Origin of the sequence: Yersinia sp. Marseille-Q3913 (assembly GCF_963892745.1) — a bacterium.
Classification (GTDB): Bacteria; Pseudomonadota; Gammaproteobacteria; order Enterobacterales; family Enterobacteriaceae; genus Yersinia; species Yersinia bercovieri.
In genome coordinates this window covers 157,210-176,340 of record NZ_CAWQAF010000077.1, presented here as the reverse complement: position 1 = coordinate 176,340, position 19,131 = coordinate 157,210, and the positions used below count along the sequence as shown (strand labels likewise).

Here is a 19,131-nt window from a genome sequence, read left to right as displayed (position 1 = left end):
GCTGTCCTTTCGGGGTTCAGCCGTTTTTTTATGAAAATTTTATCACTGATAACTTGTCTGCTTACTCGTCTTCACTCTCATCACTCACCGGCCGTTTACTGCTTAAACCATATTCGCGTAACTTATTGGCAATCGCGGTGTGGGAAACACCCAGCCGCTTAGCCAGTTTCCGCGTGCTCGGATAGTTGCGATAAAGCCGGGTCAGAACAGAACGTTCGAACCGTTTGCTTATCTCATCAAGCGAACCATCGAGCACTTCACTCCCTAGTGCGGCTTCAACTTCAAATTCCGGCAAAATAATATCTTGCGGCCGCAATTCTGAACCTTCTAACTGGGTCAAGGCGCGATAGATGGCATTTTTCAGTTGCCGCACGTTACCCGGCCAACCGTAGCTGGTCAGGAAACTGCTGAGCTCAGGGGCCAGTTTTGGTCGAGGCACGCCCTGTTCATCGGAGAAACGAGCAACAAACAGCGCCGTCAGCGGCATGATATCGGCCTGACGCTCACGTAATGGCGGCAAAGTAATTGTCAGCACATTGAGGCGATAGTAGAGATCCTCGCGGAATTCACCACGCTGTACCAACTCCACTAAATTCTTTTGCGTGGCGCAAATCACCCGCACATCGACATGCACCTCATGCTCCTCGCCAACACGGCGGAAAGTGCCATCATTGAGAAAACGCAACAGTTTGATCTGCATACGAGGTGACATTTCGCCGATTTCGTCCAGCAGCACTGAACCACCATTGGCCTGCTCAAAGAAGCCTTTTTTACCTTCAATAGCATTGGGATAAGCCCCTGCGGCATAGCCGAACAGCTCGCTCTCAACCACATCATCTGGCAATGAAGCGCAGTTAAGCCCGAGGAAAGGCATTTTTCCGCGTGGACTTCGCAGATGACAGGCCCGCGCCAAGAGATCCTTCCCCGTGCCGGTATCACCCACCAACAACAGTGGCGCATCCAGCATGGCTAACTTGCGAGCTTGCTCAAGCACCTGACGCATTTTAGTGCTGGTCGCCACGATCTGTTTAAATTCAGTATCGTCGTTGACCGATAAGATTTGCAGTTGCTGCCCCATGCGGGCGGTAGATTTTAGCATCACCACCGCGCCAACGGTTTGATTTTGCTGATTTTCGTCTTCGAGCTGGATAGGAGTGATCTCCATCAGATAATCTTGATTATTGATCAACACACGTTCGGTATGAGGTGCAGTTTCGCCCCCCTCAAACCAGCGGGCAAAGTTATAGCCACCCAGCAGGCTGCCCGCAGTTTTGTGGCGAATTTTCTCCTCATTGAGGGAGAATAGATCACGGGCCGCCGGGTTGGCTAGCTCAAGATTACCTTTTAAATCGATAGAGAAGACCGGCTCAGGCATCGATTCAAGCAGTGCGCGCAGTGAGCGGTGCTCTCGCTCTGATGGCATAAAGGAGACGGTGCGGACATCAGTTACGCCATCAATGCGGCGTATATCCATCATTAATGCGCTAAATACGCTGAAATCCAGTTGAGAGAAATTCAGATAGATGCGACCAATTGGATCAATTTCGATCCCCCGTAAATCAATGCTGCGTAAAACCAAGAGATCAAGTAACTCTCTGGTGAGACCGATTCGGTCTTCGCAAAAAACTTCCAAGCGCATCAGTATCGACCTTATATATGGCAGGTGCGGAATTCTGCCTATGATAATACCCTGTCCCCCCTTACTGATGAAGCAATCTGTCAGCAAAAGTTGACAGGAATCGGCTTTTTGCTTCTTTTTTTACGCCCTCAGCACACTAAGGTAAGATCATCAACCCTTAACACCGACATATATAGCGGCATATTATTTTTTATATTAATAATTCAGAATAATATAATGGCTGAATGCGTCAACTTCCCTCGTCAAGATCAGGTGACACTTTGCTTTATATCGGCCAGTTGGCTATAGTAGATGTAGCCAAATGACCGAGGAGGTTATATGAGAGCATATCACCCAACACCTGCGAGCAAAACTGGCGCACTATGGCGTGAGATTGGTTTGCCCGCCAGCCGTGGCACCGTCTTGGTTGACAGCATTAAGTTGGGATTCTCTGTTGATGTTATCGACAGTATTCACCTTTGGGCCTCGATGCCTAAAGCTGAAATATTACGTGCGACGGGGATCCCCAGCCGTAGCCTGACGCGTAGACGTACCCATGATGGCCGTTTTACGCCAGAAGAGAGTGAGCGAATTGCGCGTTTCGTCCGCGTGATGGATGCGGCAGTTGATCTTTTTGGCGGCGATAAGGGCAAGGCCATCACCTGGATGTCAACACCAATTAAGGGGTTGGGGCATATCAGCCCAGACTCTTTACTTGAGACAGAAACCGGCGCATTGGAAGTTTGTGACCTCATTGGGCGGTTGGAGCACGGCGTATTTTCCTAACGTCACGGCCAGCTGGATACAGGGATAAGTTTAATCGAGGGATAATGACGCAATGAACTTCAACCCCATGGGCCGATATTTATGATGCTCTATCGCATCGTGATGCGCCGTTATCTGGCATCAACCTGGACCGGTTATGGCGCTGAAATTTATGGTGGGCGCTGGAATCATAAAGGGCACGCGGCTATCTATCTGGCCAGCAGTGTGTCGTTAGCCATGCTGGAAACACTGGTGCATATCCAGGACAGCTCAACGCTCAGCGAGTTTGAGTTATTTCAAATTGAGATTGATGACAGCCATATCATGCTGTTGCAGCGGCCGGATTGGCCCACTGACTGGCGCAGCGATCCCGCACCGGCCTCCACCATGGATCTGGGCACCGAGTGGCTGGGATCAGCATCCTCAGTTGGATTACTGGTTCCCTCCACACTGGTGCCTTCAGAAAACAATATGTTGGTCAATCCACACCACAAAGAGTTTCAGCTCTGTCTGAACAGCGTCAAACCCCTGTCGTTCTCCTTTGATCCACGGCTGAAATAGTTATTGCTGCGGATCAGTGGCGTGCCACTATTGGTTAGATTTATCTTTTTTCGGCAGCGTATTTTTCAGCTGGCTAATCAACTGGCGGCGGAAATCACCTAACTTAGGTTTATCTCCCGCCATCCACGGCAAGGGGCGGCACAGTTCCATAGCTTTGATACCCAACCGAGCAGTCAGTAAACCGGCACCAATCCCTTGCGCTGCACGGGCTGATAACCGCGCAGCCAGATCCTGCGATAACCAATCCATGCCGACTTCCCGCACCAGCTCAGAGGCACCGGCAAAGGCAATATTTAGCAGCACCAAGCGGAATAAGCGAATGCGGCTGAAATACCCCAACTCAATGCCATACAGAGCAGCAATACGATTGATCAGTCGAATATTACGCCAGGCGATAAACGCCATGTCCACCAGCGCCAATGGGCTGACGGCAATCATAAGCGCCGATTCGGCAGCATAGCGGCTGATCTCCGCCCGCGCCTGATTATCCAGCGCTGGTTGTACTAATTTGGCATATAACTCAACCACTTCCCGATCGTTATGGGTTTCATGTAGCGAAGCTTGCCAGCGCTGGAGTGCCGGATGCCCTTGATCCAGCCCCGCCTGACGTGCCAGCTTTTCACAAAAAGCCCGCCCCTGGCCGATACCGTGACTGACCAAAAGTTCGCGCGCAATATCGCGCTCTTCCGCCCGTTGGCGTAGACGATATAAGCGCCGCCACTCGGTCAGCACCGAACCGACACCCGCCAGCACAATCATACCACCCGCAGTAGTGGCCCCCAGTGCTATCCAATCTTGCTGTTGCCATGCCTGATTGACCCACTGCACTGACTGGGCAATCACACTAACACCAAACAGCGCCAAACCGGCGGTCACCATTTTTCGCCACAAGCTGCGTCTTGGTTTCAGCGCCGCATTGACCAACCCCTCCACTCGCCCCTCTTCATCTTCAGCATCCAACTCCGGTGCCGCAGGATAGAAGTTCTCCGCAGTTTGTGGATCAAAAGCCTGCGCCGCTTTTAATATTGGCTCATCCAGTGGCTGCAAGGGCTGCTCAAAATCGATCCGTGGTTTTAAAGGCTCGCTCATCGCAATTTATCTCCCAATAAGAACTCCATCACTGCATCCAGCCGAATATGGGGTAATGGGCTATCGACATTCACCGCTTGCGGGCGGAACTCATCAAAATGGAACCCCTGCTGCTGCCAGAATGCTGGCCCCGGCAAACGGGCGGGCACATCGCCGGGAAAGACCGTCAGCGGCGTACCATCAATCAGGCGATTACCGCGCAATGCCGGTATTTTTTGCCCATGATGATCGACAATCCCGCTTTCAGTGGCCTGTACCGAGGCCAGGCCGACACAATCCATGCTGATCCCTTCAAAAGCAGCATTTTGCCACGCCTCCTGCACCAGTTGCTGTAGCAACGAGACCAGATTCGCGTGCTGATCTGCCGTGACATGATCTGCTTTGGTGGCAGCAAACATCAGCTTATCGATACACGGCGAGAATAGGCGACGAAATAGCGTGCGCTTTCCATAATGGAAACTCTGCATTAATTGTGTGAGCGCCAAACGCATATCATTAAACGCCTGTGGCCCGCTGTTCAGAGGTTGCAGGCAATCGACCAACACAATTTGTCGATCAAAACGGACAAAGTGCTCTTTGTAAAAACCTTTCACCACCGAGTTGCAGTAATAGTTAAAACGGGTGCGCAACATGCCCAGATTAGAGTGCTTATCCGCCTGAGCTAGCCGCGATTCGCCAGCTCCATTCACATCTGGCCACGGGAAAAACTGCAACGCGGGCGCACCCGCCATGTCTCCGGGCAGCACAAAGCGCCCCGGCTGAATAAAGTGCAACCCTTCACTCTTACAGCGAATCAGATAATCGGTATAGGCTTGCGCAATCGCCGCCAGCTGATTTTCATCAGCGTGTGCCAGTGGATCACACTGTTGGCACAGTGTCAGCCAGGGCTTGGCCCATTCGGCACGATCCCCCTGTAACAAGCCCGCCATTTGGCGCGACCAGCTTAGGTAATCCTGCTCCAACATAGGTAAATCAAGCAACCATTCACCCGGATAATCGACAATTTCCAAATACAGCGTCGAGGTCTCCTTAAAATGGCGTAACAGCGAATCACCGGAACGAAAACGCAGCGCTAAACGGATCTCACTGACACCGCGTGTCGGCGTCGGCCAGTTCGGTGGTGTGCCGTACAACGAAGCCAGCCCTTCATCATAGGTAAAGCGCTGAATGCCCAGATCATGCTGTGGCACGCGCTTTACACCCAGTAGCCGCTCTTCACGCACAGCAGAAAACAGCGGCAAACGCGCACCGCTGTGAATATGAAGTAATTGATTCACCAAAGAAGTGATAAAGGCGGTTTTACCGCTGCGGCTTAGGCCGGTTACCGCTAATCGGAGATGGCGATCCATCCCACGGTTAACCAATGAGCTGATCTCATTTTGCAGTCGTTTCATGCTTCTCCTTGGCAAATTGGCCCGCAGTTGCCGTCATGGCGCGTTTTAACATCGGTTCCAGCAGCAGTAGCAGCAACCAGCGCAGCGGCTTACGGCTGACATTTTTGACTATCAAGCCAGCGGCACCGGCCGGGCCATAGGTCAATGCGACAGTAAAAACAATCTTCATCAATGTGGTTAATACTACACCTGCACGTCTACGGGCGGAATTATTGTTCATCTATTGCCCTCCGGCAGGGATGGATATGGCACAACAGGCCAATCTTACAACTGGCGAAAACGGCTCTCCACCACGAAGGTTTCGGAGGTCACATAGCGCTCCACCTGGCGTAAACGCTGCTCTCCTGCACTCAACTCATACTCGAGCTGATCCAGTAGTTGCCGGGGTGTCGCGGCACTACCTTCACTAAAACTGGCGGCAGGCGCCGGTTCCAGCATAAATGTCAGCACGATATAGGCCGCGATAGTGAAAACAAACAGGCCAAAAAACAGCGATAACACCACCATCACCCGAATCAATCGCACCGGAATATCAAAATAGTGCGCCAATCCGGCACACACGCCTTTGATCATGCCCTCCTCGGGCACCCGATAGAGTTTTTTGCTGCGTAACCCACTGTTTTTAAAAGTGTCGCCCATTATGACTGCCTCCAGTTCGGATGTTGTGCATCAAGGATCTCTTCCAGTGTCTGGATCCGTTCACGCATCCGGCGAGCATCGTCGGTCAACTGTGACAGGCGCTGCATATCCTGCTGGCTGAGTTGAGCGCCACTTTGCTGGCGATTGCTGTAATGCAGCCATAACCAGATAGGTGCCACAAATAGCACAAAGATGGTCAGCGGTATGGCAAGAAACAGGATACTCATTGGTTCCCCTTAATCATCTGCGCGGATACCCGCATTTTCATTATGACAGGCCATCTGAGTTCTGATGGCCCGTTTAGCGTAGTAGAGTCGCACGACAAATTACTCGGCTGAATTCATTTTCGCTTTCAATGCGGCCAACTGGTTATTGATTTCATCATCAACTTTCAGTTCAGCAAATTGCTGATCTAACGACTTTTGTTTGCCAACGCCCACTGTTTCAGCCTCCGCTTCCATGTGATCAATGCGGCGTTCAAACTGCTCAAAACGCGCCATCGCCTCATCCAGTTTCCCGCTATCCAGTTGACGACGCACATCACGGGATGATGCAGCCGCCTGATGGCGCAGAGTCAGCGCTTGCTGTCTGGCGCGGGTTTCGGTCAGCTTACTTTCCAGCTCAGTGATTTCATGCTTCATGCGGCTCAGTGTTTCGTCCACGGTTGCCACTTCGCGTGTCAGGGTGTCAATCAGCGCCGCGACTTTTTGCTTTTCAATCAGTGCCGCGCGGGCCAAATCTTCCTTATCTTTGCGCAGCGCCAGCTCAGCTTTGTCCTGCCACTCCTGCTGCTGGCTTTCGCTGTGGTCAATACGGCGCAGCAACTGCTTTTTCTCAGCTAATGCACGGGCAGATGTTGAGCGAATTTCAACCAGTGTATCTTCCATCTCCTGAATCATCAGGCGGACTAATTTTTGCGGATCTTCCGCTTTATCCAGCAATGTATTGATGTTTGCGTTCACGATATCGGCAAAGCGCGAAAAAATACCCATAATAGAACTCCTCTTTGACTTATTGGCTCTCTGACTAAATGGTGCTCAACGTCACCCTCAGAGAAATATTCATTCACCTAGACAATATCAAGAGTCGTGCCAACTTTTCGTAAAAGTTAATCACCTGAAAAATAACAAAAAAAAATTTTTGCCTATTTTGACATAAAATGTAGAGTGATTATATTAACCAACTATTGGCGAATTTCATCATGAGTGAGCAATTAGATAACCTGTTGGGCGAAGCCAACTCTTTTGTTGAAGTGCTGGAGCAAGTTTCTGGGCTGGCAAAACTGAATAAGCCCGTATTGGTGATTGGCGAGCGCGGAACCGGCAAAGAGCTGATTGCCCATCGCCTCCACTATCTATCTGAGCGCTGGCAAGGGCCGTTCATCTCCCTGAACTGCGCGGCGCTGAATGAAAATCTACTTGATTCGGAACTATTTGGCCATGAGGCCGGTGCCTTTACCGGCGCACAAAAACGCCATCTGGGCCGTTTTGAGCGGGCCGACGGCGGGACACTGTTTTTGGATGAGCTGGCAACCGCACCGATGCTGGTGCAGGAAAAATTATTGCGGGTGATTGAGTATGGGCATCTGGAGCGGGTTGGCGGGAGCCAGCCGTTGCAGGTGGATGTGCGGCTGGTGTGTGCCACCAATGACAATTTACCCGCGTTAGCCGCGGCCGGTAAATTCCGCGCCGACCTGCTGGATCGTCTGGCTTTTGATGTGGTGCAACTGCCGCCGTTACGTGAGCGCCAGCAAGATATTATGCTATTGGCTGAGCATTTTGCTATCCAGATGTGCCGAGAGCTGGGTTTACCGCTTTTCCCCGGTTTTACGCCGTTGGCGCAAGCGCAATTGCTGGCCTATCACTGGCCGGGCAATGTGCGTGAACTGAAGAATGTGGTGGAGCGTTCGGTGTATCGCCATGGAGATAGCATCCAGCCGCTGGATAATATTATTATCAACCCCTTCGCCGCCCGGCAGAGTGCTGATAGTGGTATTGCCGTGGCTCCTGATAGCGAAACCTCAAGCCCCCTCCCAGCACTCCCCATCAACCTTAAGCAGTGGCTGCATAACCGTGAGCAGCAGATGTTAAAACACGCATTAGAGCAGGCGCGATTTAATCAGCGCAAAGCGGCGAGTTTACTGGGGCTAACTTATCATCAGTTGCGCGGCATGTTGAAAAAACACGCGATCTTAACTGGAGAGTGAGTTGGGGAGTGATTCGGGTGAGTGAGTGCCGCTAACACCGCTGCAGCGCCAGGGACGAAGGGTAAAAAAAAAAAGGCCAGCACCCGAGCCGGCCTAAAAACACTGGAAGCAATGTGAGCAATGTCGTGCTTTCCTGTCAAAAGCCTAAAACTATTGGCTTTATCCCGAAGAGCAAACGAATGATAATGGTTATCAATAGCGGTTGTAAATAGTTTATTGAGAATTTTTCTCATTACCACACTGATTATGATGGAATTATCATCAATTGCTGCAACAACCAGCAGACGGCGCAGTTGTTTTGCTCAATGGATTGGGGGCGGTGCCAGATTACGGTACACTGAGTGTATTGCTTACTTACTGCGAAGCGTTTATGCGTGCTTTACTCATTTGGATGTTGTCGCTGGCCTGCCTTGCGACCCCAGCGCTGGCGCAGTCTGCTCCGGCTGCCCTAGCTTATCAACCGCTGCCAGATATCCGCCAGCGTGGATTCGTCTATTGCGTCAGCGGGATACTAAATACCTTTAACCCGCAGATGGCCAGTAGTGGATTAACCATCGATACACTGGCGGCACAACTCTATGACCGCCTGTTGGATGTCGACCCCTACACCTATCGGCTGATCCCTGAGTTAGCCGAAAGCTGGCAAGTGCTGGATAACGGCGCAACTTACCGCTTTCATTTACGTAAAGACGTGCCGTTCCAGACCACTGATTGGTTTACCCCCACTCGGATGATGAACGCCGATGACGTGATATTCAGTTTCCAGCGAGTATTTGACTCCCAGCACCCCTACCATGGCGTTAATGGCGGCGAATATCCCTATTTCGATAGCCTGCAATTTGCTGACGCGGTGCAGAGTGTCAAAAAGCTGGATGACTACACCGTTGAATTTAAGCTAAAAGCCCCGGATGCCTCATTCCTCTGGCATTTGGCGACCCACTATGCACCGGTGCTCTCTGCCGAGTATGCCGATGTACTGACCAAAAAAGGCCGCCAGGAGCAGATCGACCGCGAACCTGTGGGAACTGGCCCCTTTTTGTTAAACGAATATCGGTCTGGGCAATATATCCGCCTGTTCCGTAACAGTGACTACTGGAAAGGCTTACCGCGTATGCCGCAGGTAGTTATCGATCTGGGGGCCGGTGGCACTGGCCGCTTATCCAAGTTGCTGACCGGCGAGTGTGATGTGTTGGCCTATCCCGCCGCCAGCCAATTGTCCATTCTGCGCGATGACCCTCGCCTGCGCCTGACGCTTCGCCCAGGGATGAACGTGGCCTATTTAGCGTTCAATACCCGTAAACCACCGCTCAATGATCAGCGGGTGCGGCAGGCGATTGCTTTATCGATTAATAACCAACGATTGATGCAATCAATTTATTACGGCACCGCAGAAACTGCCGCCTCTATTTTGCCTCGTGCATCATGGGCTTATGACAATCAGGCGCAGGTGACCGAATATAATCCGGAAAAAGCCAAAGCGATCCTAAAAGAGTTAGGACTGACTAAATTGCAGCTCAATTTGTGGGTGCCGACGGCATCGCAATCTTATAACCCCAGCCCGTTGAAGACCGCAGAGCTGATTCAGGCGGATCTGGCGCAAGTGGGCATCACCGTCAATATCGTGCCGGTTGAAGGCCGCTTCCAGGAAGCCCGCCTAATGGAGATGAACCACGACCTGACCCTCTCCGGCTGGTCAACCGACAGTAACGACCCGGACAGTTTCTTCCGCCCACTCTTAAGCTGCGCAGCAATTCGTTCGCAAACAAACTATGCTCACTGGTGTGACCCACAGTTTGATGAATTACTGCAAAAAGCATTACGCTCTCAGCAACTGTCGTCGCGTATTGAATATTATCAGCAAGCTCAGCGTATTCTGGAGCAGCAACTGCCGCTGCTGCCGTTAGCTTCGTCACTACGGCTACAGGCTTACCGTCATGATATCAAAGGTTTGGTATTAAGCCCGTTTGGTAATTCATCTTTTGCTGGCGTATTCCGTGAGAGCGAAGAGGGCAAAAAACCATGATTATCTTCACCTTACGGCGACTATTACTGCTAGTGATCACCCTGTTTATGTTATCACTGGTCAGTTTTAGCCTGAGCTATTTCACCCCTCATGCGCCATTAAATGGTGTGGCATTACTGGATGCCTATCGTTTCTATTTCAGCAGCCTGATGCAGTGGGATTTCGGCGTCTCCAGCATTAACGGTCAACCGATTAGCGAGCAATTACGCGAAGCCTTCCCCGCCACCATGGAGCTATGTGTTCTGGCCTTTTCACTGGCGCTGTTTATCGGTATTCCGCTGGGGATTATTGCTGGCGTGATGCGCGGTAAATGGGCCGATATCGCCATCAGCTCCGTCGCCCTGGTGGGGTTTTCAATCCCGGTGTTCTGGCTGGCGCTGCTACTCATGCTGTTCTTTTCGCTGCATTTAGGCTGGTTGCCGGTTTCCGGCCGTTATGATCTGTTGTATCAGGTGAAACCGGTCACCGGGCTGGCTTTGGTCGATGCCTGGCTCTCGCCCTCGCCATATCGTGAAGAGATGATGCTCAGTGCAATTCAGCATATGATCTTGCCCATCACCGCGCTGGCTGTTGCCCCGACCACCGAGGTTATTCGCCTGATGCGCACCAGTACTGATGATGTGATTGGGCAAAACTACATTAAGGCGGCGGCGACTCGTGGTTTATCCCGCTTCACCATTATCCGCCGCCACGTGCTGCATAATGCCTTGCCGCCGATCATTCCAAAACTGGGATTGCAGTTCTCAACCATGCTGACGCTGGCGATGATCACCGAAGTGGTGTTTAACTGGCCGGGGTTGGGCCGTTGGTTGATTAACGCCATTCGTCAGCAAGATTACGCCGCGATATCCGCAGGCGTAATGGTTGTCGGTTCGCTGGTGATCGTCATTAACGTGCTGTCCGATATTGTCGGCGCGATGATGACGCCGTTAAAGCATAAGGAGTGGTATGCCCTTCGATAATGTCTACCGCGAAAAGAAAATGCCCAGCCCGTTGCTGTATACCTGGCGGCTTTTCTATGGGGATGCCTTGGCAATGGTCGGTTTCTACGGCGTGCTTGCCTTGCTGCTGCTCTGCCTGCTGGGCAGCACGTTAGCCCCCTATGCCCTTGACCAACAGTTTCTCGGCTACCAACTGCTCCCGCCCTCCTGGTCACGCTACGGCAACGTTTCATTCTTCCTCGGCACCGACGATCTGGGGCGCGATATTTTAAGCCGCTTATTGGCCGGTGCCGCCTCCACCTATGGCTCCGCGTTGCTGGTGACACTCGCGGCAGCACTGTGTGGTGTGGTTCTCGGTGTCTTTGCAGGTATCACCCATGGTTTTCGGTCAGCCATTCTTAATCATGTGCTGGATACCTTGCTCTCTATTCCGTCACTGCTGTTGGCGATTATTGTGGTTGCTTTTGTTGGCCCCAGTTTAGAACATGCGATGTTCGCGGTCTGGCTGGCCCTGTTGCCCCGCATGGTTCGCACCATTTATAGCGCCGTGCATGATGAGTTGGATAAAGAGTATGTGATTGCCGCCCGTCTGGATGGCGCGTCCACCCCCCATATTCTGGCTTATGCCATCTTCCCCAATATTGCGGCGGTGTTAGTCACTGAGTTTACCCGCGCGCTGTCGATGGCCATTTTGGATATTGCGGCATTAGGTTTTCTGGATTTGGGGGCGCAACTGCCCTCGCCAGAGTGGGGGGCTATGCTGGGGGACTCACTGGATCTGGTCTATGTCGCCCCCTGGACCGTGATGCTACCGGGTGCGGCCATTCTAATTAGCGTGCTGCTGGTGAATCTATTAGGTGATGGTATGCGTCGTGCAATTAATGCAGGGGTGGAGTAATGCCGTTACTTGATATTCGTAACCTCACCATCGAGTTTATGACCTCCGAGGGGATGGTGAAAGCGGTTGACCGCATCAGTATTACCCTGACCGAAGGTGAAGTGCGGGGTCTGGTCGGGGAGTCTGGCTCGGGCAAGAGTTTGATTGCCAAGGCTATCTGCGGCGTCAGTAAAGATAACTGGCGGATCACCGCTGACCGTTTTCGCTTCGATGATATCGATCTGCTGCAACTGACGCCACGTCAGCGACGTAAGGTGATCGGCCATAATATTTCGATGATTTTCCAGGAGCCGCAATCTTGCCTCGACCCCTCAGAAAGCATTGGCCAACAGCTGATCCAGGCCATTCCCGGCTGGACTTACAAAGGCCGTTGGTGGCAGCGTTTTCATTGGCGCAAACGGCGGGCGATAGAGCTACTGCACCGCGTGGGGATCAAAGACCACAAAGACATTATGCGCAGCTACCCCTATGAGCTGACAGAGGGCGAATGCCAGAAGGTGATGATTGCCATCGCTCTGGCAAATCAGCCACGGCTGCTGATTGCCGATGAGCCGACCAATGCGATGGAGCCCACCACTCAGGCGCAGATTTTCCGCCTGCTGGCGCGGTTGAACCAGAATAACAACACCACCATTTTGCTGATCAGCCATGATTTACAGATGATGAGTAAGTGGGCCAATCGGGTTAACGTGCTCTATTGCGGCCAAACCGTCGAAAGTGCCGTTTGTGAGGATCTGCTGGCGACCCCCCACCACCCTTATACTCAGGCGCTCATTCGCTCGATGCCCGACTTTGGTCGTTCGCTGCCACATAAAAGCCGCCTGAATACGTTACCGGGAGCCATTCCGTCGCTGGAACATTTGCCCATTGGCTGCCGCCTCGGGCCGCGCTGCCCTTATGCACAGAAAACCTGCATTGAAACCCCGCGCTTGCGATTGGTCAAAAACCACGCCTTTGCCTGCCACTTCCCCTTAAATCTGGAGGAGCAATAATGGCCGAGACCCTGCTCGAAGTCCGCAACCTGAGCAAAACCTTCCGCTATCGTACCGGGCTATTTCGCCGTCAGCATGTCGAGGCGGTGAAATCAGTCAGCTTTACCTTGCGTGAAGGCCAGACACTGGCGGTCATTGGTGAAAATGGCTCGGGTAAATCCACCTTAGCGAAAATGCTATCGGGCATGATTGAGCCCACAGAAGGTGAGCTGCTGATTGACGACCACCGTTTGGTCTATGGTGACTATGGATACCGCAGTCAACGTATCCGCATGATTTTCCAGGATCCGAGCACCTCACTGAACCCACGTCAACGGGTCGGGCAACTGCTGGATGCCCCGCTGAAACTGAACACCGATTTGGATGCCGCCGCCCGCGAGCAGCGCATCTATCAGACTCTGCGGCAAGTAGGATTACTGCCTGATCACGCGAACTATTATCCTCATATGCTGGCCTCGGGTCAGAAGCAGCGTATCGCCCTGGCGCGCGCACTTATTCTGCAACCGAAAGTGATTGTTGCCGATGAGGCGCTGGCAGCGCTGGATATGTCCATGCGCTCACAGATTATTAATCTGATGCTGGAACTTCAGGACAAACACGGCATAGCTTATATCTATGTCACCCAGCACTTAGGCATGATGAAACATATCAGTGATCAGGTGATTGTGATGCATGAGGGCGAAGTGGTGGAGCGCGGTAGTACGGCTGAAGTGCTGGCGTCCCCGCTGCATGACCTGACTAAACGCCTGATTTCCAGCCATTTTGGTGAGGCATTAACCGCTGATGCCTGGCGGCGGGATGCTGGTCATTTTTGATATTACCAGTTTTAATACCCCCCAGTTTTAATACCCCTAGGAGGGCTGGATATAGGCAATCCAGCCGCCTGCTATTGTTAGCTGCCTCATCTCTTTAGCCAGTTATTGACTAACGTAACAACATTTTTGTTATATATAATAATATGTTATTACTTTTAGTTATGGATTATGGCTTAACATTATTTTATCTCGCCAACTCAATCAGCAATGATATCCACTGTGCTCATGCCATAAAACAACAGGATATATTGCCGATGTTGATACCGACCCCTTTGCTCTGCTGCCGATCCGCTACCGCCCTTGCTGCCATTCGTTTGCTCCCGATACCTCATCTGGCACTGCTTAACCCCCATTCATCCTTAACGCTGGCGCGTTGCTGCCCCTAACGGAGGTCATTATGGTGCAAAACCGCCAACAGGATAATGCCCATTGGTATCACGAAACTCAACGTAGCGGCAGTCTGGATATGGTTGTGGCGCAAGTGAGTGATGAAAGTGACAGCGTCACAAGAGCAGGTGTCAGCCACTCGCACAACGGCGAACACCAGGCTGAACAAGATATTTTTCTGCTAGGGTTAGACGACAGGCTCCCCGCCGCACTCGCGGAGAGCTTACAGCACCATGCCGGAGTTTTATCTGCTTCAGATGCCCTTTATCAGCTGCTCTTCCCGCCAATTGTCGAACTAAACCGCGAAAATCGCTTTTCACTGTATGACCGCTTAAGTAGCGCATTGACCGTCGCACAGGTGACGGGGGTTCAGCGACTCTGCAGCCACTATGCCGCGCGGCTTACCCCACTCTCCAGCCCGGATGCCTCGCGGGAAAGCAATATGCGGCTCACCCAGATAACCCAATATGCTCGCCAGCTTGCCAGTCAGCCGACGTTGATCGACCAACATGCGCTACAGCAGTTGTCTGAGGTGGGGTTAACCGCAGCTGATATCATTGTTTTGTCGCAGATTATTGGTTTTGTTGGCTATCAAGCCCGAGTGGTGGCCGGACTTTCTGCATTAGCCGGTTATCCCACCGTCATGCTTCCCGGCTTCCCACGGATGGAAGATGCCAGCGCAGATTTGATCCCGGCAACAGTGCCGCAATGGCAAGGCTGGCTGCCGTCGTTGACGGCAAATGATGACATCGCCACTGAATCATCGTCAGATGAAACGCAGCTCAGCTTACATGATCTGCTGGAACGCGACTCGCAAAGCTTGCCCGCCTACAGAGCTATCACTCAGCAGGAAGCGCCTCAACATGTACCGGCGGATTGGCTCGCGTTAGTGGCGCTGGTTTCAGCGCGCATCAATGGCAGCATCTACTGCCAGGCTCGCCATAAGCAGCAGTTAACAGTCTATTCATCGGTCAGTGGCTCATCGATAACCAGCGCGTTAATCACTGGGGTGGAGAGCGCGCTGGCAATTGAGCCAGATGACCAGATGACCCGCCCGCTTATCTCTCTCTCTGCCGAATTAACCCGGGCACCGGAACGTTTTAGCCATCAATCTATTAGCCCGCTACTCGCTCTGGGTGTCAATTATCACCAATTACTAGGCATTATCATCACCACCTCCTCAGTTGGCTGGACCAACCGTTTGCGGCAAGCATTGGGGCAGACAGTTTAAGGGCCACAGCCAATGGGTCGCCCTGGAGGTCCAATAAGCGGGTAAATCATCTGTTGGCATACTATTTCGGGATATCTGTATCTGAGCAGGTATTGATATCCCGCATCTCTGCTCTATCGACTATCAATCAGCCCCTGTTATGCCATCGCCTCCTTTTTCAGGCAAAAAAACTTACACCACGCGCTGATCCCTTCTCAGTTGATCTAATAGCCAAGGTGTTTGGCTGATTAACATTTAAGCGCTATTTGGATAATTTCAGATAATTACCCATATGCACAATATTGATTTGGTCATTAACATTACGATAACCATTCTCACCATAAATAATGTTTATAGCAGAATATATCACTAAATAAATTCAGCTCAGCTTTTAATCAAAACAAAAATTCGCCAAATCACCAAAACATAAACGTTAATACTGCATAACATTTGTAACATGGCGATATTGCACTGCGGGAGATATATGTAACAGAATATGACAAAACCCTTGTCTCGTTGACAAAGATAGTGAACATTAACCGCCGCTAAACATCTTATAACAACGCAAAAGGATGCCGGTTCACGCATTCACTTTTGTCTCTTCTGTCATTTATGGCGGGGAGTAAAAAAACAGAGGTCCCAGTGTCAACAGCAAACAACAGTCAACAACCACCAAGTAGCGAACAGCCTGAAAAAATCAGCATGAATGCTTTCAAACAGCCGAAAGCGTTTTACCTGATTTTCTCCATTGAGCTTTGGGAGCGCTTTGGTTATTACGGCCTGCAAGGGATCATGGCCGTCTATCTGGTAAAAATGCTCGGGATGAGCGAAGCCGACTCCATCACCTTATTCTCCTCCTTCAGTGCGCTGGTCTATGGCTTCGTGGCCATTGGCGGCTGGTTAGGTGATAAAGTGCTCGGGGCAAAACGGGTCATTGTGCTCGGCGCACTGATTCTGGCTGTGGGTTATGCCATGATTGCCTACTCCGGCCATGATATTTTCTGGGTTTATCTGGGCATGGCGACCATTGCGGTCGGTAATGGTTTGTTCAAAGCTAACCCCTCCTCTCTGCTCTCAACCTGCTATAACAAAGACGACCCACGTTTGGACGGTGCATTTACCATGTACTATATGTCCATCAATATCGGTTCGTTCTTCTCTATGTTGGCAACCCCATGGTTAGCTGCTAGATATGGTTGGAGTGTGGCGTTTTCACTGAGCGTTGTGGGTATGTTGATCACCTTGGTTAACTTTTGGTTCTGCCGTAAGTGGGTCAAAAATCAGGGTTCTAAACCTGACTTCGCACCGTTGCAGTTTAAAAAGTTGCTGCTGGTATTAGTGGGTATTATCGCACTGATCACCCTTTCTAACTGGTTGCTGCATAACCAAATTATCGCACGCTGGGCATTAGCACTGATCTCTGTAGGGATTGTTTGTATCTTTGCCAAAGAGACATTCTCACTGCACGGCACTGCTCGTCGTAGAATGATTGTGGCGTTTCTGTTGATGCTGGAAGCCGTGGTGTTCTTCGTGCTCTACAGCCAGATGCCAACATCACTGAACTTCTTTGCTATCCATAACGTTGAGCACTCCATCTTCGGTATTGCTTTCGAGCCGGAGCAATATCAGGCACTGAACCCATTCTGGATCATGGTTGCCAGCCCAATTTTGGCGGCAATCTATAACAAGATGGGCGACCGCTTGCCGATGCCACATAAGTTTGCCTTCGGAATGGTGCTCTGCTCTGCCGCGTTCCTGGTACTGCCATGGGGTGCGAGCATGGCGAATGAACACGGTATTATGTCAGTCAATTGGTTGATTCTGAGCTACGCACTGCAAAGCGTCGGTGAGCTGATGATTTCCGGTTTAGGTCTGGCGATGGTTGCGCAGTTAGTGCCTCAGCGTTTGATGGGCTTCATCATGGGTTCATGGTTCCTGACCACGGCTGCGGCGGCGCTGATCGCGGGTAAAGTGGCAGCATTGACCGCAGTACCCGCTGAAATCAATGACGCCCATGCATCACTGGCAATCTATAGCCATGTGTTTATGCAGATTGGTATCGTCACGGCTATCATCGCGATTTTGATGATGCTGACGGCACCAAAACTGTATCGTATGACTTTAGCACCAACAGACAGTAAAAAAGCGGCACCAGCAGCATAGCTGACGGGCTAACGCAATGCGCGCTTTCGGGCGCGTTTTGCGTCACTCACTCAAGCTCAATTAGCTGACCATACCGCCAACTGATAACCATCCGGATCAGTAAAATGAAAGCGGCGGCCCCCTGGGAAAGCAAAGGTCGGCACTGTGATAGTCGCCCCAGCCTCCTCCAGACGTTTTTGTGTCTGTTCAAGATTATCTGCATACAGGATCACCAGCGGCCCACCATTGGGCTGAACTACACTTAAGGTGGTGAAACCTCCCGTCAACCGACCATCAGTAAACTCACAATATCCCGGCCCGTAATCGGTAAAACGCCAATTGAAAACCTTGCCATAAAAATCCTTCGATTTAGCAATATCACTCACCGCAAACTCTATGTTGTCGATCCGACTATCATTTCCTTGAGTACCCATAGCCTGCTCCTGATCTTATTTATTAATTTACTCACTTATTTAACCATTTGTTGAAGCGATAGACACTAGCCTCCTGATCAATGTCACCGCCGTCACACTATTGGCGCTCAAAAAACAGACTATACTAATCTTAGGCCGCATAGCGTTAACTGCATCCTAATGATAGATGAGAATGAAATGAATCTATTATTAGCGGGCAAGGAGCTGATATATGATCAACCATGTTTGGGGGCTTCTGATCCACCCCAGTCAGGAATTGCAGCAAATCAAACGTGAGGGTGAAAGTGTCCGGCACCTTTATGCACACCACGTACTGCTGATGGCCGCCATTCCGGTGGTTTGCGCATTTATCGGCACCACCCAGGTGGGCTGGAGCTTTGGTGATGGTCAGGTGATAAAACTGACGCCCTTTACTGCCATCTATTCCGCCGTTATTTTCTATGGGTTAATTCTGGCCGCCGTCGCCTTGATGGGCCGTGTCATTTACTGGATGGCCCGCCGCTATGCAAGCCGCCCGAGCTGGCAAAGTTGCACCCTGTTCGCCGGTTATACTGCCACGCCGATGTTTTTAGCTGGGGTTGTCGCCCTCTACCCTATTATCTGGTTATGCTTATTCGTTGGGATTGTCGCCCTTTGCTATGCCGGCTATCTGATGTATCTGGGGATACCGACCTTCCTGAATATCGATCGCCGGGAAGGGTTTATCTTTTCTGGCTCCACATTCGCCATCGGTGTGCTGGTCTTAGAGTTATTGCTGGGTCTGACAGTGCTGCTGTGGGGATACGGCTCGCGATTGTTGTAATAAAAAACCGGTGCTATTGCCACCGCTCTCGGTATTTTTGCCGAGACGGTGCACCAGAGCGGAGATAGGCTGCATTTATTCGCCCGGTTTGTCATGATTCTCGAGGTTTACAGCTTCTAACAGGCTTTTATCGTGATTAATGTCGCCCAGATCGCAATCTCTTACATCCCCACGCAGAATAAGGTTGTACACTGAGTAGGACTGATGCAAATAAG

General features: G+C 51.4%; 19 protein-coding genes. 11 read left to right on the top strand and 8 right to left on the bottom strand.

The features are described from left to right. Positions 1 to 61: 61 nt before the first annotated feature. Entirely contained in the window at positions 62 to 1,639 is a 1,578-nt protein-coding gene (gene tyrR / locus AACW11_RS19045) for a transcriptional regulator TyrR (protein ID WP_212585181.1), read from the bottom strand. Positions 1,640 to 1,957: 318 nt separating this feature from the next. Here tyrR and xre point away from each other — a divergent pair, with 318 nt between their 5' ends. Beyond that, positions 1,958 to 2,404, top strand: coding sequence for a type II toxin-antitoxin system antitoxin Xre (gene xre, locus AACW11_RS19040; protein WP_212585180.1), 447 nt, complete (start codon positions 1,958 to 1,960; stop codon positions 2,402 to 2,404). Positions 2,405 to 2,485: 81 nt separating this feature from the next. Further along, entirely contained in the window at positions 2,486 to 2,944 is a 459-nt protein-coding gene (locus tag AACW11_RS19035) for an RES family NAD+ phosphorylase (protein ID WP_212585179.1), read from the top strand. Positions 2,945 to 2,971: 27 nt separating this feature from the next. Here the strand turns inward: AACW11_RS19035 and AACW11_RS19030 are convergent, their stop codons facing one another. From AACW11_RS19030 to pspA, 6 genes are all read right to left on the bottom strand, one after another. Then, a complete protein-coding gene (locus AACW11_RS19030) occupies positions 2,972 to 4,033 on the bottom strand; it encodes a YcjF family protein (protein WP_212585178.1) in 1,062 nt (353 codons plus the stop codon). Beyond that, a complete protein-coding gene (locus tag AACW11_RS19025) occupies positions 4,030 to 5,427 on the bottom strand; it encodes a YcjX family protein (protein ID WP_212585177.1) in 1,398 nt (465 codons plus the stop codon). Before AACW11_RS19025 ends, AACW11_RS19030 begins: the two co-directional genes overlap by 4 nt. Further along, positions 5,408 to 5,647, bottom strand: coding sequence for a phage shock protein PspD (pspD, locus tag AACW11_RS19020; RefSeq protein ID WP_212585176.1), 240 nt, complete (start codon positions 5,645 to 5,647; stop codon positions 5,408 to 5,410). Before pspD ends, AACW11_RS19025 begins: the two co-directional genes overlap by 20 nt. A 44-nt stretch (positions 5,648 to 5,691) precedes the next feature. Beyond that, positions 5,692 to 6,066: an envelope stress response membrane protein PspC gene (gene pspC / locus AACW11_RS19015; RefSeq protein WP_212585175.1), complete on the bottom strand. Its 375-nt coding sequence runs from the start codon at positions 6,064 to 6,066 to the stop codon at positions 5,692 to 5,694. Continuing rightward, positions 6,066 to 6,293 (bottom strand): envelope stress response membrane protein PspB, encoded by a 228-nt coding sequence (gene pspB / locus AACW11_RS19010; protein ID WP_032896218.1) that lies wholly within the window; start codon positions 6,291 to 6,293, stop codon positions 6,066 to 6,068. Before pspB ends, pspC begins: the two co-directional genes overlap by 1 nt. A 99-nt stretch (positions 6,294 to 6,392) precedes the next feature. Then, complete coding sequence (gene pspA / locus AACW11_RS19005) at positions 6,393 to 7,058, bottom strand: phage shock protein PspA (RefSeq protein ID WP_145520759.1); 666 nt, start codon at positions 7,056 to 7,058, stop codon at positions 6,393 to 6,395. Positions 7,059 to 7,267: 209 nt separating this feature from the next. On the opposite strand from pspA, the gene pspF reads away from it, so the two are divergent. The 8 genes from pspF (at position 7,268) to dtpA (ending at position 17,701) form a co-directional block, all read left to right on the top strand. Beyond that, a complete protein-coding gene (pspF, locus tag AACW11_RS19000; protein WP_212585174.1) occupies positions 7,268 to 8,272 on the top strand; it encodes a phage shock protein operon transcriptional activator in 1,005 nt (334 codons plus the stop codon). Positions 8,273 to 8,642: 370 nt separating this feature from the next. Continuing rightward, on the top strand, positions 8,643 to 10,295 hold the full coding sequence (gene sapA / locus AACW11_RS18995) for an ABC transporter substrate-binding protein SapA (protein WP_212585198.1): 1,653 nt from the start codon (positions 8,643 to 8,645) through the stop codon (positions 10,293 to 10,295). Then, positions 10,292 to 11,257 (top strand): putrescine export ABC transporter permease SapB, encoded by a 966-nt coding sequence (gene sapB, locus AACW11_RS18990; protein WP_212585173.1) that lies wholly within the window; start codon positions 10,292 to 10,294, stop codon positions 11,255 to 11,257. Before sapA ends, sapB begins: the two co-directional genes overlap by 4 nt. Then, positions 11,244 to 12,134, top strand: coding sequence for a putrescine export ABC transporter permease SapC (gene sapC, locus AACW11_RS18985; protein ID WP_049646063.1), 891 nt, complete (start codon positions 11,244 to 11,246; stop codon positions 12,132 to 12,134). The genes sapB and sapC overlap by 14 nt, the downstream gene beginning before the upstream one ends. Beyond that, on the top strand, positions 12,134 to 13,126 hold the full coding sequence (gene sapD, locus AACW11_RS18980) for a putrescine export ABC transporter ATP-binding protein SapD (RefSeq protein ID WP_005270417.1): 993 nt from the start codon (positions 12,134 to 12,136) through the stop codon (positions 13,124 to 13,126). Before sapC ends, sapD begins: the two co-directional genes overlap by 1 nt. After that, positions 13,126 to 13,941 carry a putrescine export ABC transporter ATP-binding protein SapF gene (sapF, locus tag AACW11_RS18975; protein WP_212585172.1) on the top strand — a complete coding sequence of 272 codons (816 nt, stop codon included), beginning with the start codon at positions 13,126 to 13,128 and terminating at the stop codon, positions 13,939 to 13,941. The genes sapD and sapF overlap by 1 nt, the downstream gene beginning before the upstream one ends. Before the next feature lie 397 nt (positions 13,942 to 14,338). Further along, entirely contained in the window at positions 14,339 to 15,559 is a 1,221-nt protein-coding gene (locus AACW11_RS18970; protein ID WP_212585171.1) for a carboxymuconolactone decarboxylase family protein, read from the top strand. Between the two features lie 621 nt (positions 15,560 to 16,180). Further along, a complete protein-coding gene (dtpA, locus tag AACW11_RS18965) occupies positions 16,181 to 17,701 on the top strand; it encodes a dipeptide/tripeptide permease DtpA (protein WP_212585170.1) in 1,521 nt (506 codons plus the stop codon). A 56-nt stretch (positions 17,702 to 17,757) separates the two neighbouring features. Here the strand turns inward: dtpA and AACW11_RS18960 are convergent, their stop codons facing one another. Continuing rightward, entirely contained in the window at positions 17,758 to 18,114 is a 357-nt protein-coding gene (locus tag AACW11_RS18960) for a VOC family protein (RefSeq protein WP_212585169.1), read from the bottom strand. A 211-nt stretch (positions 18,115 to 18,325) separates the two neighbouring features. Here AACW11_RS18960 and AACW11_RS18955 point away from each other — a divergent pair, with 211 nt between their 5' ends. Further along, positions 18,326 to 18,916: a Yip1 family protein gene (locus AACW11_RS18955; protein ID WP_212585168.1), complete on the top strand. Its 591-nt coding sequence runs from the start codon at positions 18,326 to 18,328 to the stop codon at positions 18,914 to 18,916. The last annotated feature ends 215 nt before the right edge of the window (positions 18,917 to 19,131 follow it).

What these genes read in the sequence shown, in the direction of transcription:
- sapB (WP_212585173.1), top strand. Translation starts at nt 10,292, where the DNA reads ATGATTATCTTCACCTTACGGCGACTATTACTGCTAGTGATCACCCTG.
- pspC (WP_212585175.1), bottom strand. Translation starts at nt 6,066, where the DNA reads ATGGGCGACACTTTTAAAAACAGTGGGTTACGCAGCAAAAAACTCTAT.
- AACW11_RS18955 (WP_212585168.1), top strand. Translation starts at nt 18,326, where the DNA reads ATGATCAACCATGTTTGGGGGCTTCTGATCCACCCCAGTCAGGAATTG.
- sapD (WP_005270417.1), top strand. Translation starts at nt 12,134, where the DNA reads ATGCCGTTACTTGATATTCGTAACCTCACCATCGAGTTTATGACCTCC.
- AACW11_RS19030 (WP_212585178.1), bottom strand. Translation starts at nt 4,033, where the DNA reads ATGAGCGAGCCTTTAAAACCACGGATCGATTTTGAGCAGCCCTTGCAG.
- xre (WP_212585180.1), top strand. Translation starts at nt 1,958, where the DNA reads ATGAGAGCATATCACCCAACACCTGCGAGCAAAACTGGCGCACTATGG.
- sapF (WP_212585172.1), top strand. Translation starts at nt 13,126, where the DNA reads ATGGCCGAGACCCTGCTCGAAGTCCGCAACCTGAGCAAAACCTTCCGC.
- sapC (WP_049646063.1), top strand. Translation starts at nt 11,244, where the DNA reads ATGCCCTTCGATAATGTCTACCGCGAAAAGAAAATGCCCAGCCCGTTG.
- pspF (WP_212585174.1), top strand. Translation starts at nt 7,268, where the DNA reads ATGAGTGAGCAATTAGATAACCTGTTGGGCGAAGCCAACTCTTTTGTT.
- pspD (WP_212585176.1), bottom strand. Translation starts at nt 5,647, where the DNA reads ATGAACAATAATTCCGCCCGTAGACGTGCAGGTGTAGTATTAACCACA.
- AACW11_RS19035 (WP_212585179.1), top strand. Translation starts at nt 2,486, where the DNA reads ATGATGCTCTATCGCATCGTGATGCGCCGTTATCTGGCATCAACCTGG.
- sapA (WP_212585198.1), top strand. Translation starts at nt 8,643, where the DNA reads ATGCGTGCTTTACTCATTTGGATGTTGTCGCTGGCCTGCCTTGCGACC.
- tyrR (WP_212585181.1), bottom strand. Translation starts at nt 1,639, where the DNA reads ATGCGCTTGGAAGTTTTTTGCGAAGACCGAATCGGTCTCACCAGAGAG.
- pspA (WP_145520759.1), bottom strand. Translation starts at nt 7,058, where the DNA reads ATGGGTATTTTTTCGCGCTTTGCCGATATCGTGAACGCAAACATCAAT.
- pspB (WP_032896218.1), bottom strand. Translation starts at nt 6,293, where the DNA reads ATGAGTATCCTGTTTCTTGCCATACCGCTGACCATCTTTGTGCTATTT.
- AACW11_RS19025 (WP_212585177.1), bottom strand. Translation starts at nt 5,427, where the DNA reads ATGAAACGACTGCAAAATGAGATCAGCTCATTGGTTAACCGTGGGATG.
- AACW11_RS18970 (WP_212585171.1), top strand. Translation starts at nt 14,339, where the DNA reads ATGGTGCAAAACCGCCAACAGGATAATGCCCATTGGTATCACGAAACT.
- AACW11_RS18960 (WP_212585169.1), bottom strand. Translation starts at nt 18,114, where the DNA reads ATGGGTACTCAAGGAAATGATAGTCGGATCGACAACATAGAGTTTGCG.